The 15,225-nt window shown below is 45.6% G+C and carries 14 protein-coding genes; all 14 read right to left on the bottom strand.

From position 1 onward, the window contains the following. The coding region (gene glgP, locus OEV42_19385; GenBank protein ID MDH3976433.1) for a glycogen/starch/alpha-glucan family phosphorylase at positions 1-1,790 on the bottom strand (1,790 nt) is incomplete at its 3' end. A gap of 117 nt (positions 1,791-1,907) precedes the next feature. After that, a complete protein-coding gene (locus OEV42_19380; GenBank protein ID MDH3976432.1) occupies positions 1,908-3,920 on the bottom strand; it encodes a penicillin-binding protein activator in 2,013 nt (670 codons plus the stop codon). Between the two features lie 52 nt (positions 3,921-3,972). Next, positions 3,973-4,866 (bottom strand): phospholipase D-like domain-containing protein, encoded by an 894-nt coding sequence (locus tag OEV42_19375; protein MDH3976431.1) that lies wholly within the window; start codon positions 4,864-4,866, stop codon positions 3,973-3,975. A gap of 57 nt (positions 4,867-4,923) precedes the next feature. Then, a complete protein-coding gene (gene dnaJ / locus OEV42_19370) occupies positions 4,924-6,036 on the bottom strand; it encodes a molecular chaperone DnaJ (GenBank protein MDH3976430.1) in 1,113 nt (370 codons plus the stop codon). Between the two features lie 180 nt (positions 6,037-6,216). Then, positions 6,217-8,157: a molecular chaperone DnaK gene (dnaK, locus tag OEV42_19365; GenBank protein MDH3976429.1), complete on the bottom strand. Its 1,941-nt coding sequence runs from the start codon at positions 8,155-8,157 to the stop codon at positions 6,217-6,219. 101 nt (positions 8,158-8,258) lie between these two features. Next, positions 8,259-8,846 (bottom strand): nucleotide exchange factor GrpE, encoded by a 588-nt coding sequence (grpE, locus tag OEV42_19360; protein ID MDH3976428.1) that lies wholly within the window; start codon positions 8,844-8,846, stop codon positions 8,259-8,261. 7 nt (positions 8,847-8,853) lie between these two features. Next, positions 8,854-9,885, bottom strand: coding sequence for a heat-inducible transcriptional repressor HrcA (hrcA, locus tag OEV42_19355; GenBank protein MDH3976427.1), 1,032 nt, complete (start codon positions 9,883-9,885; stop codon positions 8,854-8,856). 140 nt (positions 9,886-10,025) lie between these two features. After that, the gene (locus OEV42_19350) at positions 10,026-10,799 is read right to left on the bottom strand and encodes a lipoate--protein ligase family protein (protein MDH3976426.1); all 774 of its coding nucleotides are present in this window, start codon (positions 10,797-10,799) and stop codon (positions 10,026-10,028) included. Then, positions 10,800-12,131 carry an acetyl-CoA carboxylase biotin carboxylase subunit gene (gene accC / locus OEV42_19345; GenBank protein ID MDH3976425.1) on the bottom strand — a complete coding sequence of 444 codons (1,332 nt, stop codon included), beginning with the start codon at positions 12,129-12,131 and terminating at the stop codon, positions 10,800-10,802. A 57-nt stretch (positions 12,132-12,188) separates the two neighbouring features. Then, the gene (gene accB, locus OEV42_19340) at positions 12,189-12,641 is read right to left on the bottom strand and encodes an acetyl-CoA carboxylase biotin carboxyl carrier protein (GenBank protein ID MDH3976424.1); all 453 of its coding nucleotides are present in this window, start codon (positions 12,639-12,641) and stop codon (positions 12,189-12,191) included. Positions 12,642-12,652: 11 nt separating this feature from the next. Continuing rightward, positions 12,653-13,216 carry an elongation factor P gene (gene efp, locus OEV42_19335; GenBank protein MDH3976423.1) on the bottom strand — a complete coding sequence of 188 codons (564 nt, stop codon included), beginning with the start codon at positions 13,214-13,216 and terminating at the stop codon, positions 12,653-12,655. Between the two features lie 9 nt (positions 13,217-13,225). Beyond that, a complete protein-coding gene (locus OEV42_19330) occupies positions 13,226-14,311 on the bottom strand; it encodes a Xaa-Pro peptidase family protein (protein ID MDH3976422.1) in 1,086 nt (361 codons plus the stop codon). 28 nt (positions 14,312-14,339) lie between these two features. Then, positions 14,340-14,783, bottom strand: a complete 444-nt coding sequence (gene aroQ, locus OEV42_19325) for a type II 3-dehydroquinate dehydratase (protein MDH3976421.1) — start codon at positions 14,781-14,783, stop codon at positions 14,340-14,342. A 69-nt stretch (positions 14,784-14,852) separates the two neighbouring features. Then, positions 14,853-15,225: roadblock/LC7 domain-containing protein (locus OEV42_19320; GenBank protein MDH3976420.1), on the bottom strand; the 373-nt coding region annotated here is incomplete at its 5' end.

Genomic DNA, 15,225 nt, shown 5'->3' with positions numbered 1-15,225 from the left:
ATGATCGTTCTCGGCACAAAATCGGCAGAAGGGTCTTCCTTGATCCGGTTATAAAGGGTAACAACGTGAAGCAGGTTGAGCATCTGCCTTTTATACTCATGAAGCCTTTTGACCTGGCAATCAAACATGGAATCAACATCGACATGGACACCAATTTTTTCCTTGATATAGTTTGCCAGCGCTTTTTTGTTCTCACGCTTCACTTCATACCAGGCTTTTCTGAACTCCCCATCGTCGGCAAAGGCTTCCAGCCTCTTCAATTGACCAAGATCAGTTACCCAGTCATCTCCAATACGTGAACTGATAAGAGCGGAAAGCCCCTTGTTCGACTTTTTTAGCCACCTTCTCGGTGTAATTCCATTGGTTTTGTTCTGGAATTTCCCGGGCCAGAGTTCATAAAAATCTTTAAAAACCCTGTTTTTCAGAATTTCCGTATGAAGGGCTGCCACGCCGTTTACCGTATGGCTTCCACTGATGGCGAGGTTCGTCATTCTTACCATTTTTTCGTGGCCCTCTTCAATAATGGACATGTGGGAAATTTTTTCCCTCCTGTCTGGAAATTCTGCTCCGACCTGCTTTAAGAGACGGCGGTTGATCTCATAAATGATCTGCATATGTCTCGGAAAGAGCTTCTCCATAAGCTCTACAGGCCACTTCTCGAGCGCTTCCGGCATGACCGTATGATTTGTATAGGCAAAGGTGCCTATGGTCACCTCCCAGGCCCTGTCCCAACCGATACTCTCTTCATCGAGGAGAATTCTCATCAGTTCAGGAATGGCAATGGCAGGGTGCGTATCGTTAAGCTGGATAGCCACCCTGGAAGAAAACTGACCAAAACCGTTATGAGTCTTCTTGTAGCGCCTGATAATATCCTGAAGACTTGCCGAGACAAAGAAATACTGCTGCTTAAGCCTCAGTTCTTTTCCTTTCTTGACCTGGTCACTGGGATAAAGGACACGGGAAATATTTTCTGTCTCGTTCTTGTGCTGAACGGCATTAATATAGTCACCGCTGTTAAAAAAATCGAGATCAAAGGCCCTCGTCGATTTGGCAGCCCAAAGTCTCAGGTTATTTACCGTATTATTGCCATAACCGGGAACAGGCGTATCAAAGGGCATGGCCATAACATCTTCCGTATCTACCCATTCATAGCATTCCTGGCAAAGTTCACTCCTGTATTGATTGACCCTGCCGTAGAACTTTACTTTATAGAGACGCTCGGGACGTGGGAACTCCCAGGGATTTCCATGCCTTAACCAGTTATCGGGCGTCTCTACCTGCCAACCGTCGATGAGTTTCTGGAAAAAAATACCGTACTCATAACGGATTCCGTAACCGTAACCGGGAATCCCCATGGTTGCCATAGAATCAAGAAAACAGGCGGCTAGCCTGCCAAGGCCGCCATTTCCAAGCCCTGCATCCCATTCAAGCTCTCTTATCTCCTCAAGAGAGTAACCGAGGTCTTCCATGACCTCATAACATTCATCATAAAGGTCCAGATTTTCCAGGCTGTTTCCAAGCGTCCTCCCTATTAGAAACTCCAGTGAAAAGTAGTAAACCCGCTTGGCATCCTTATCATAATAAGCCCTTTGCGTTTTAAGCCATCTCTCAATAAGGTGATCTCTCACGACATAGGCAAGGGCCATAAATGCATCGAGATCGGTCGTTGAGTACTTATCCTTTGCCAGCGTGTATTCTACGTGAGTTATAAATGCTTTTTTAATAGATTCAACATCGGTTCTGCTAAATAGATCTTTCTGTGACGCTTCCATCATTTCTTTTGCGGCCATTAAATCCTCTTTATATGTCAGTTCTTCGTTAATAAAAGAATAGCATCGAAACTAGCAAAATGAAAGGGCAGATGAAAAAATCATCTGCCCTTGTTTACAAAAAAAGTTTTCCTTTTGTTATTGCAGAAGAGGCATGGTCCCTTCTTCAGGTTCAGGCTGATTTTCCAGCCAGTCCGGGAGTCCGGCCTCCACAATTTTCTTGTTCTTCACGGTAAGAACAAAGAGTTTCTTTTCAGCATCTCCCGAATCAAGCATGGTCGTTCTCCCCGTTACCCCCATGAAATTATCCAGATTAAGAATAGAATCCCGCATCTCCACCCGGGACCTGGCTTCACCATTTTTTATAAAAGTAACCAGCATGCGGGTGGCATCATAGGCTTGAGCTGCCAGGGTCCCCGGTCTTTCACTGAAAAGGGACTCAAAATCTGAAGCAAAACGGCTTGCTCTCTTGTAGGCGCTGTCAGCATAAAAACCTTCCGTAAAAACGGCGCCTTCAATGTATTTACCTCCCCTTTCAATAAGCTTGCCTGAATTCCAGCTGTTTGGTCCCAGGTAGCGAAGGTCATTCACGTCATTATAGACGAACTGCGGCGCAATGGCTGCAGCCTTGTCATAGCTATCGGGAATAAAAACGGCTTCAAAATCAATGACAGGAAGGGTCTTTTCATTATCTTCCAGTTCTTCCTGGGCCTTTTTATCTACCTTGTCCATTCCTATAAGCCTTTTGATCTCCCAACCGAAATCATACTGCTTCCGGTCATAATCCTCTATACCGACTACGGTTCCACCGTAAAGCAGAACGTAATTCCAGAAAAGACTCATCATCTCCTCGCCATAGAAATCCCGGGGATACATTATTGCAAAATTCCTGAGGCCCATTTCGTTGACGGCATAATCAGCCAGTGTCCTGGCCTGCAACCTGTTGGTGAGAAAGTTCCTGAAAACGTAATTACCAATGTGAGGGATATCATTCTTCTGACTAAGCGTCATAATCGGCACCCCTCTCTCCTGGGCCCTTTCTGCCCCCTCTTCGGCAACTTTGCTGAGAAGCAGACCCACAATGGCGATAACCTTGTCTTCATCAACAAGCTCATCGATAAGGTCTGAGGCCAGTTCAGGCTCACCTTTGGAATCCTTTATTACGAGATTGACGGGAACGCCGCTTTCGCTGGAAAAAATCCCCGCAGCAAGCTGAACACCCTGGAGCATCTTCTGTCCATAGGGAGCAAAACGTCCGGAAAGCGGGAGGATGCAACCAATGGTATTTGCCTTCACATCCATTCTCTGGGCAATAAGCTGAAGAGCATCTTCTCCCCTTAACTTCATCGATTCAAATTCCGTCTCATCGATAAAAGCCTTCATCTCCTCTTTTGCTTCCTCATACCTGGCTTCATCGACCTTGCCGATGATCAATGCATATTTAATATACTCTCCTGTAAAGGTCCCTGCATAATCGGGCAAAAGATGCGGTAACACCTGAGGATCAATCTTTTTGTCGACTACATTAATGATCCTTTTTTCGATCTTTTCTTCCCCTTCCTTTTCAGGAGAGAGTTCCACTGCCTTCACATACCATGAGAGTCCCTCATTATACTTTTCAAGATTAATATAGGAGTCTGCTATCGTCGTCATAAAAGAAATCTTTCTCTCCTTTTCAATAGAGACAAGAAGCATGCTTTCCAGGCTCTGGATGACAGCGCTATATTCACCTTTTTGATATTGAGCCAGAGCGAGTCTGTACTTGGCTTCAATAAGAAAATCACTCCCAATATAAGTTTCAACAATCTTTTGAAAGTTTATTGCCGCTCCATCAAAATCATCCTGTTTATATTTTATCTCTCCCATCCTCAAATAAGCATCATCGGCAAAAGGAGATTCGGGAAAAGTCCTCACGTATGAAGCATAAAGGTCATAGGCCTTTTCCTCTTCCCCGCCGGCATAAACGTCTTCCGCTGCAAAGAAAATCCTTTTCGCCTCTTCTTCATCTTTTTCGATGGCCCTGGCAATATCACCGCTTCCGGGCGGGACATCCCCTTTAAGGGACCGAACTTTGCCGGGGGAAACACAGGCAGGCAATGACAGCGCTAATAATAATAAGGTAAAGAAAAACAGGATGCCCTTGACTTTCATCTTATACTCCTCAATTAATGAACAATAAATTTTTCCGGCAAAACAAATCAATTTAATTAATGTCCTTCATATAGTCAAGCGTCTTTTCTGCAAGAACCTTTGAATCGATCAATAAGGACAGCTCGTTATTGTAACGAAATGCCGAATGCGTAAAATTATGACTCCCTATGAAAACATAACGTGAATCGATGACGACAGCCTTTGTATGGGTTGTTCTTTTAGGTGAGTCAAAGCGCACCGTCACCCCTCTTTTCTTCAATTTTTCAGCGCTCTTCCTGTTTTCAACAGTGACGAAATCATCCTCTCTATTGCTTTCTTCGAGCAGAACAGATACGCTGACCCCCCTCCCGGCAGCCGAAGCAAGGGCATCAAGAATAATGTTGGCCCTGTTTGATTCATAGCTGGAAATTTTGAAGAGGAACATAGACAAATGAATGCTTTTTTGAGCCTTTTTTACCGCCCCATGCAAAGCCGTAAAAAAGTCATCGTTGCCGAGCAATAATACCTTATCACCCTCCCTCCCGTCATGGAAAAAAGAGTGAGAGTCTCCCTCCGGTTCCCTCCTGATATCGAGATCGCTCCGGCCGGACAATTTAATGTAAGGCATGACTTTTTCATAGGTTCTTCTGCCTATGCCTTTAACATTTAAAAGGGCGTCAAAGCTCCTGAAAGGCCCTTCCTTTTGCCTGTATTTATAAATAGCCCCGGATTTTACACTATCCATATGCGGGAGCAAAAGAAGCTCGCCGGGAGCAGCGTCATTTATATTGAGTTTTCCCGTAAGAAAAAGTGAAGCATGAGAACAAAGAGGAAAGAATAAAAACACCAGGCTTGTGGCCCCGGCTATAAACAAAGGGAGAGAATTACCTTTTAAAAGAGCAGAAAAGGCGCCGGAGCTATGCAAGTAGAAGCATTTTCTTATAAACCAATAAACCGGCACAGTCACAAGACCTCTTTGCCTTATTCTTTTTAAATTTTAATTCTACCCTTTCCCTAATAAAAATCAACCGAAAAGCTCTTTAAATTTGTCGAAAAACCCCTTCCTCATAGGATGAGCATCTTCATCGGATTCCTTGTCGAACTCTCTGATAAGTTCCTTCTGGCGATCAGTAAGGCGAGTCGGGATTTCTACTTTAAGGACAACATGCTGATCACCCCTGCCATAGCCCCTGGCATCGGGAAAACCTTTTCCCTTCAGTCTCATCACCTTGCCCGGTTGAGAGCCTCCGGGCACCTTCATTTTGACTTTACCATTTAATGTGGGAACCTCAATTTCATCGCCAAGGGCAGCCTGAGAAAAGCGGATAGGCACCTCACAAATAATCTCGTTGCCTTCTCTCATAAAGAAAGGATGTTCTTCCACATTAATAACGACATAAAGGTCACCTGCAGGGCCGCCATGAGAGCCCGGCTCACCTTCTCCCGTCAACCTCAGCCTCATCCCCGATTCCACACCGGGCGGTATTTTGATGGACAGTGATTTGCTAATTTCGATACGTCCCTGCCCTTTACACTTTTTACAGGGGTCTGTAACACTGCTGCCCATGCCTCCACAGCGGTTGCATGTCCTGCTTACCGTAAAAAAGCCCTGCTGCATTTTCATCTGACCACTGCCACCGCATTGGCCGCAGGTTTCCCTGTCTCCGCCACTCCCTTTGCAGGTGGCGCACTCTTCCGCAGAAGGAACCTTGACAGTCGTCTCTTTCCCGAAGGCTGCCTCTTCAAAGGTAATATCCATATTATATCTCAGGTCAGAGCCCCGCTGCCCCCTGCCTCTTCTGGCGCCTGCACCACCGCCGCCGCCGCCAAAAAAATCACCGAAAATATCTTCAAAGATGTCACCAAAACCACCACCGCCAAAGCCCGAATCGCGAAAGCCCCCAAAACCTTCGGGACCCATGGTGTGGCCAAACTGATCGTAAGTGGCCCTTTTCTGAGCATCACTGAGTACCTCATAGGCCTCATTGACCTCTTTGAATTTATCTTCAGCCTCTTTATTTCCCTGGTTTTTGTCAGGGTGATACTGAACGGCAAGTTTCCTGAACGCTTTTTTTATTTCCGCGTCGGATGCGTTTTTATGAACACCAAGGACTTCGTAATAATCTCTTTTAGACAAAATTCACCTTCTTCTGAAAATAAATGAGCCCATTACCCTGGGCTCACTATTCATTAATTACCAAAGCAAAGGGGAAAGCGATTTAAAAATCTTCTTTCGCCGCTGCTTAAGCTGCCGTTTTAACTTATAAAAGAATAAACCGGGAAAGAAGCGGTCAGGCGCTTTCCCGGTTTATTTCAATTAGCCTTCTTTTTTATCTTCTTTAACTTCTTCAAATTCAGCGTCAACAACATCATCCTTCTTCTTATCTTCCGATGCAGTTCCGCCACCTTCGCCACCTTCTGAAGAAGCGCCTTCTTCACCTCCCGCTGCCTGTTGCGCCTCGGCATACATGGCTTCGGCAAGCTTGTGCGATGCCTGGGTCAACTCTTCAGTCGCTTTATTGATAGCCTCAACATCCGTCCCTTCCATAACCTTCTTCAGATTTTCAAGGCCATCTTCAATCTTCTTCTTCGTATCGGCATCAACCTTTTCACCATACTCCTTGAGAGATTTCTCAGTCGAATAAGCAAGCGTATCAGCCGTATTTCTCGCCTCAACGAGTTCCTTGCGCTTCTTGTCCTCATCGGCATGGGCCTCGGCATCTTTCACCATCTTCTCGATCTCTTCCTCGGAAAGACCGCTGGATGCAGTAATCTTGATGGACTGCTCCTTACCCGTGCCCAGATCCTTGGCGGAAACATGGAGAATACCGTTAGCATCGATATCAAAGGTAACCTCGATCTGTGGAACACCCCTTGGAGCTGACGGAATACCGACGAGTTCAAAACGGCCAATCGTCTTATTATCGGCAGACATTTCCCTTTCACCCTGAAGAACATGGATAGAAACAGCAGGCTGGTTATCAGCTGCCGTTGAAAATACCTGGCTCTTCTTGGTAGGGATTGTCGTATTCTTCTCAATAAGCTTGGTCATCACACTGCCGAGCGTTTCAATACCGAGCGAAAGAGGCGTAACATCAAGGAGGAGGACATCCTTTACATCTCCTTTAAGAACACCACCCTGGATGGCAGCACCGATAGCGACAACTTCATCGGGATTAACCCCCTTGTGAGGCTCTTTACCGAATATCTTTTTAACCCTTTCCTGGACGGCAGGCATTCTCGTCATACCACCGACAAGGATAACCTCATTAAGGTCGGAAGCATTGATACCGGCATCTTTAAGAGCTGTCTTGCAGGGCGCTTCAAGATTGCTAAGCAGTTCTTCAACGAGCATTTCGAGCTTGGCCCTTGAAAGTTTGATGTTGAGATGCTTGGGACCCGTCTGGTCAGCCGTAATAAAGGGCAGGTTAATATCCGTCTCCATCGATGAAGAAAGTTCCATTTTTGCCTTTTCAGCGCCTTCCTTAAGCCTTTGAAGGGCCATTTTGTCATTCTTGAGATCAACACCCTGGTCCTTCTTGAACTCTTCAGCAAGGTAATCGATGATACGCTGGTCAAAATCCTCTCCACCGAGGAAAGTATCGCCATTAGTCGACTTAACCTCGAAAACACCGTCACCAAGCTCGAGGATAGAAATATCAAAGGTACCGCCGCCAAGGTCGAAAACAGCTATCTGCTGGTCCTTTTTATCTTCCAGGCCATAGGCAAGTGAAGCAGCGGTAGGCTCGTTTATAATTCTCAGCACGTTGAGCCCGGCAATCTTGCCGGAATCTTTTGTAGCCTGCCTCTGGCTGTCATTGAAATAAGCGGGAACGGTGATGACGGCATCGGTCACCTCTTCGCCAAGATAGTCTTCGGCCGTCTTTTTCATTTTCTGCAAAATCATGGCAGAAATTTCGGAAGGCGAGTAATCCTTGTCTTTCACCTGAACCCAGGCATCTCCGTTCTTTGCCTTCACAATTTTATAGGGGCAGATTTCAATGTCCTTATCAACTTCTTTGGTACCATATTTTCTGCCGATAAGTCGCTTTACGGCATAAATAGTACTTTCCGGATTTGTCACAGCCTGCCTTTTGGCAACCTGTCCCACAAGTCTTTCATCACTATCTGTGATAGCAACCATGGATGGCGTCGTTCTGCCACCTTCAGCATTAACAATTACCTTCGGTTCTCCGCCTTCCATAATGGCAACACAGGAGTTAGTCGTACCGAGGTCGATTCCTATTACCTTACCCATCTAAATTCTCCTCTCTTTTCTGGAATAATCCCTTTTTATTTATTTTCACTTTAAGGGTGTCTCTAACAACAGTGCCTTTTTAGAGGTGCCCTTATTTTTTCCTATTTACCTGCCGGTGTTTTGGAAACAACGACCATAGCCGGCCTGATAAGCCTTTCATGAAGCATGTAGCCCTTCTGGAATTCACTAACGACAATATTAGGTTCATGGTCTGCACTTTCTATCTGCTGAACCGCTTCGTGCCTTTCAGGATTAAAAGGCTCACCCAGCGCCGACACCTGGGTTACGCCAAGGTTTGCCAGGGCCTTTTTAAAAAGATCGAGCGTCATTTCGACCCCTTCCAGCAAGCTCCCGCCTTCACCGGCCTCTTTGGCATGTTCGACGGCTCTTTCAAGATTGTCAACGACGGGAAGAAACTCTTTGATTACCTTTTCATTGGAATATTTAACAAAGTCTTCCTTTTCCCTTGTCAGTCTTTTTTTAAAGTTCTCCGTCTCGGCAGTTGCTCTCAGGGCATTATCCCTTATTTCATTTTTTTCCTTTTCAAGCGCTGCTATCTGTTCCTTAAGAAGTTCGACTTCCTTCTTTTTAGCTGTTTTTTTCTCTTTTGGCGCCGCTTTTTTCTCTTTCTTTTCCGGGGAGGCGCTTTTTTCCTCTTCAATATCTATCTTTTTTCCCTTAGTCTCCATTAAAAAATCAGTCCTCCATGATTATATTACTGAGCTTCTCGGCTGTATAACTGACAATGGGGATGAGCCTCGAATAATCCATCCTTGTAGGTCCCAATACGCCGATGCAACCAAGTTTTCTGTCATTTGTGCCGTAAGATGAGGTAATGAGGCTAAGGCCTGAAAGTGCGGCCAAGCCATTTTCATCACCGATCCATACGTTCAGATCTTCAGATTTAAGCGCTCTGTCAAGCATATCGAGAAGAATGCTCTTCTCTTCAAAGGTGCTGAATATGCGTTTCATCTCTCCAATATCGGCAAATTCGGGCTGGTTAAATATATTGGCCCTTCCCTCAACGTGAAATTCACCTTCCGGCTGATCTTTAACAAGATCGGCGCCCAGCTTTAAAGCCCTGGCAAGAAGTTTATTATAGAGGGCCCTCTCCTGCCTCATCTCTTCAACGATCTTAAGCTTTACCTCTCTAATTGAAAGACCGGCCAGTATGGAATTAAGGTAGTTGTTAATCTGTTCGAGATCAGACCCTGCAACATCACTTTCAACATCAAAGACCTTGTTAATAACAAGCCCCGTCCTTGATATGAGAATGGCAAGAAGCCGTTTTCTCCCCATCCCTATAAACTCGATGCGCTTAAAAATAATATTATTAAAAGTGGGCATCATAACAATACTCATCTGGTTGCAAAGTGAAGATAAAAGCCTTGAGCTCTCATGTAAAGCAGCAGGCAACGCCAGCGGGGAGGCAAAGCTGCTCTCGATGGTTCTCTTTTCTCCCCTGGAAAGTCCTTTCATTGTGAGCAGTGAATCAACGTAATACCTGTAAGCCTTTTCCGTGGGAACCCTCCCTGCCGACGTATGGGGGTGGCTCAAATAGCCCATCTCCTCGAGATCAGACATTGCATTTCTGATAGATGCCGGACTTAGTCCCAGGCCAGTCGTCCTGGCTATTTTGACGGAACCGACAGGATCACCATAAAGAACGAAGTCATTAATGATCTCTGCAATGATATTTTTATTACGTTCCGAAAGTATTTCTTCCATGTCAAAGGGGCTTGTTTTAATCCGTTTTACAGACAATCTCTATCGCTTAAAAGTTAAAATAACAACGGCGCCAGCCTTTGTCAAGGGAGGGAAAAAGGAATTATTTTGGCAAGAGGATTTTCAAAAAGGAGGAATAAAAGTCACTTCACATAACATGTGACAAGGTTTTTATAATGTTCATTTAAGAGCCTGTCCCTCTCGGCAGTTTCTTCTTTGCTTAACACGCTTTCATTAAAATCAGCCCCTGTAATATGAGAAAACTTTTCCACCATAACCTTCACGGCATGGTCAATACTTCCCTCATAACCCGCTTTTCTGAGGGTGGTAAAAGTTTGAGGATGGGGGATTTCATTTCCCATGAGTTTTCCCATCAGTTCCATATCGACGTGAACAAGAATGGAACCATGCTGCAAAAAGGACCTTTTCCCCCGCTTTTGTGCACTCCCACATATTTTTTTCCCTCCCACATGCACTTCATAAGGGGTGGAAGTCATAAAACAGGAAGCGCTCTTCTGGTAAGGCCTGTCACAGGCTTTTCGTTCCCCTATCACTGCCTTTAGACCAAGGGCGCCCAAACTCTCCACCTGCCAGGAGGCAAGCTTCCTGTAGATGCCTGTCAATGTCCTTGGGCCGGGGAACAAATCATAAGGGGATACGACAGAATAGGTAATCTCAAGATGGTGAAGGATTGCCCTGCCTCCCGTCGGGCGTCTTACAACAGAAATACCCAGATGGGAGCAGAATTTAAGAAAGTCTTCGTCGACCTGCTGAAAATATCCAATGGATATGGAAGGAGACTTCCAGTTGTAAAACCGCAGTGTCGGCCGGGAACCGACGTTAAGAATCGCCTCATCGACAGCCATATTCGATGAAGCAGATAAGGGAGGGCTTAGAAGCAACCGCCAGTTGCTCAATTATCGCCGTCTCTCCAAAAATTTAGTATCCGTATTTCCTGCAATGAAGTCCTTATCTCTTAGAATCTTCTTGAAAAAGGGAATGGTCGTCTTGACACCTTCAATAATGTATTCATCGAGCGACCTGTGCATCCTTTCGATGGCAGCAGCCCTTGTATCGGCATGAACAATAACCTTTCCAATGAGCGAATCATAATAAGGCTGAATAACGTACTGGTCATAAACAGCCGAATCAACCCTTACGCCAAGTCCGCCGGGCACATGATAGTAGGTCACTTTTCCAGGTGAGGGCAGAAAATTTTCAGGATCTTCCGCATTGATCCTGCACTCGATGGCATGGCCCTTTAACTTGATATCCTTTTGCGCATATCTTAGCTTTTCTCCGGCGGCAGAGAGAATCTGTTCCTTAACGATATCAACGCCTGTAATCATCTCCGTAATCGGGTGTTCGACCTGGACCCTCGTATTCATCTCCATGAAGTAGAATTCATCACCATCGAGGAGAAATTCGACAGTGCCCACATTGGTATAGTCAACCGACTTTGCTGCGGCAACAGCAGCATCACCCATCCGTTTTCTCAGTTCGGGCGTCATAATCGGACATGGCGCCTCTTCAAGAAGTTTCTGGTGGCGTCTTTGTATGCTGCACTCCCGCTCACCGAGGTGAATTACATTTCCATGTTTGTCAGCCATGACCTGTATTTCAACATGGCGTGGCCGCTCGCAATATTTTTCAATATAGACCTCACCATCGCCAAAGGCGGCCATGGCCTCTGACCGGGTTGTAAGAAAAGCGTTATTAAGGCTGGCCGGATTATGAACAATCTTCATCCCCTTGCCCCCGCCACCGGCCGAGGCCTTGATAATGACAGGAAAGCCTATTTCTTTGGCAATTTCAAGGGCTTCCTTTTCATCCTTGATTCCACCTTCACTTCCCGGCAAAATGGGCACGCCTGCCTTTTTCATGATTTCCCTTGCCTTGATTTTATTGCCCATGAGCCTGATATTTTCAGCACGGGGACCAATAAACTTTATTCCGCAATTATCGCATATCTCCCTGAATTCGGCATTTTCAGCCAGAAATCCATAGCCGGGATGAACGGCATCGGCATCAGTCACCTCTGCCGCACTCATAAGCGAGGTAATATTCAGGTAGCTTTCAAGAGGACTGGCAGGACCGATACAGACACTCTCATCGGCAAGTTTGACATGAAGGGCCTCTGCATCTACGTCGGAATGAACGGCAACGGTAGCGATGCCCAGTTCCTTACAGGAACGAATGATCCTGAGCGCAATTTCGCCCCTGTTGGCAATTAATATTTTATTAAACATAAGTTATCAACCTTTTAAGAAAATCGATAAAGGAAACAGATTCCTTCATCAGAAAAATTAAGCCACATCGATTTCCAGGAGAGGTTCGCCATATTCGACAGGCTGACCGTTTTCCACAAGGATAGTGACGATTTTACCTTTAACATCGGCCTCGATTTCATTCATAAGCTTCATGGCTTCCACAATACAGAGCGACTGCCCTTTGGTTACAGTCTGCCCCTCTTCAACATAAGCCGGCGAATCAGGAGAGGGACTTCTGTAGAAGGTTCCAACCATGGGTGATTTAACGACATGGTATTTGGATTCAGCCTTTGTCTCATCAACTTTGGCAGGGCCGTTACCTTCAACAGGCACAGCCTGTGTTGCAACAAGCGGCTGGGGAGCTGCCACAAAAGACTGCCCACCGCCATTTTTTACCATAATCCTCGATTCATCATCTTCAATTTCAATTTCCTGCAGATCATTCTCCTTGAGGAGTTTTACAATTTGCTTTATTTTTTTAATATCCATATCAGCTCCTTTTATTCCTTTACACGCTCCATATATTCACCGGTTCTTGTGTCTATTTTCAAGAAGTCCCCTTCGTTGATAAATAGAGGAACGTTTATTTCCGCTCCCGTTTCCACTGTGGCCGGTTTGGTAGCGCCCGTTGCCGTGTCGCCTTTGACGCCGGGCTCTGTTTCAACCACTTTAAGGCTAACAAAATTGGGAAGATCTATACCGATGACTTTTCCGTTATATTCAAGTACTTCCACAATGGTATTTTCCTTCAGAAAATCCTTATCTGAACCGATTTCATCTTCAGGCACCTGTACCTGGTCATAGGTATTGACATTCATAAAATGGTAGCCGTCACCATCGCTGTACAGAAACTGCATATTGCTCTGGTTTATATCCGGTTTACCGACTTTTTCTCCTGCCCTGAACGTTTTGTCTATAATCCCCCCTGTGAGCAGATTTTTCAGCTTTGTTCTTACAAAGGCCCCTCCCTTGCCCGGTTTCACATGCTGAAAATCGACAATCGAGTAAGGCGTTCCATCAAGCTCAACCTTTAATCCTTTTCTAAAATCCGGTGTTGAATACATACTTTAACCTCACATGAATTTGTTACACTCTGTAATAATCTCGCAGCCCTCACCGGTAACGAGGACCATATCTTCAATCCTGACACCTCCCAAAGAGGGAAGGTATATGCCGGGCTCTATGGTAAAAACCATTCCCTCTTGTATAAGCTCATCACTTACTCCCGAAATCACAGGGAGTTCATGAATTTCAAGGCCCACACCATGGCCCGTACCGTGCCCGAAATATTGCCCGTAACCCTTTTCACTTATATAATCCCTGGCCACTTTATCAACATCCGACGCCTTCATTCCCGGTCTGACTGCGGCAATGGCCAGATCATGGGCCGCTTTAACGATGTTGTATATTTCATCAGCCTTTCCTCCCACATCTCCAACACGGAAGGTGCAGGTCTCATCAGTATGATAACCATCGAGGAGAACACCGAAATCAAGAACGACAAGATCACCCGGCCGGACCTCCCTTTCACCGGGAACAGCATGAGGAAGGGCCGAATTCTCTCCTGAAGCAACAATAATATCAAAGGCGACCTTATCTGCCCCTCTTTTTCTTGCTTCCACTTCAAGCTCAAGGGCAATTTCCTTTTCCCTTACACCGGCCCGCACCCTGTCTTTAACGGCAAGAAAGGCCTCTCTGGCAAGAACGGCCCCCTTCTTCATAGCGTCGACTTCATAGCGGTCCTTTACATAACGCATCTTTCGGGTCTCATCTTTCAAGGGAATGAGTTCTGCATTTCCCAAACTTTGCTGAAGATCAGTCCAGAGAGAATAAGTCATATGGGCGGACTCAAAGGCAATTTTATTTAATTTATGCTCAACAGCAAGTGACTTAACGGCATTGAGCATCTTTTTGAAGATTACGATCCCGGCGCCTTTGACCTGGGCCTTTGACTGTGTTTCATAGCGACCATCGGTAAGAAAGGTCGCCCTGTCTTTTTCAAAGAGCAATAAGGCGGAACTCCCCGTAAAGCCCGAAAAGTACCGGATACTGTTCAGGTCCGTCAGCAAGACCGCATCTGCATTAATTTTGTCGAGAAGGCGGGAAAGAGCATGGTACCTTGAAACTCTTTCACGTTGAGGGATAGTATCACTTTTCATTCGTCTTTGCAACCGGCTACTGCCGCTCTTACCGTCCGCCCTTCATATAATCAGCAGCCGCATCGACGGCCATCAGATAGCCGAAGGGACCAAAGCCTGATATGTGGCCCACAACAATGTCGGAGACGAGTGATTTCTTCCTGAAATCTTCCCTTTTATGGATATTTGAGAGATGAACTTCAATGGCGGGTATTGACGTTGCCAGCAGGGCGTCCCTGATGGCGACGCTTGTATGTGTATAGGCGGCAGGATTGATAATGATGAGAGAAGTTTCATTTATCGATTTCTGAATTTTATCTACCAGGTCCCCTTCCGAATTGGACTGAAAAGTTTCGACAGACAGATCATATCCCCTGGCCCTTTCATTAATATTCCTGTCAATATCATTGAGGGTCTCACTGCCGTATACTTGCGGCTCTCTGCTGCCGAGCATATTCAGATTGGGACCATGAATAACCAGTATCTTTCTCATAACTGCTCTCCATATAAAAAAAGCTGCAATTTGCAGCTTAAAATTGATCGCATCTATTTAGTCAATCGATTAAAGTTCCCGGGCTATCCTGGGTGCGGCTATCCGGATATAATACTTTCCCTTGCCGTAATTTCCGCCGGGCAGCATGGCTGCCGCAATAAAATAATCCTCATTGATCAGCCTGATCACAAAAACCAGGTTATCACTTCTTACCGTTAATTCTTCGAGGTTTCCCGTCTCCAGCACTTCAGAAGCTTTCCTGATTTCTCCCAGTATAGCCGTGTATTCAATACCAAGGGTCTGGATATCGACATGCGTATCAGGCTTTTTGAATTCAGCAAGGGGAATACCATCCTTATCCATAATCACTGCTGCAAGGCTTCCTTCGGCTGAATTGACGATATTGGCTACAATTTCATTAAAATCCATCAGGCTCTCCGTC

It is taken from the genome of Deltaproteobacteria bacterium (assembly GCA_029860075.1).
GTDB lineage: Bacteria > Desulfobacterota > JADFVX01 > JADFVX01 > JADFVX01 > JAOUBX01.
Note: the sequence above shows the minus strand (reverse complement) of the source record. Positions and strands in the feature narration are given on the sequence as shown.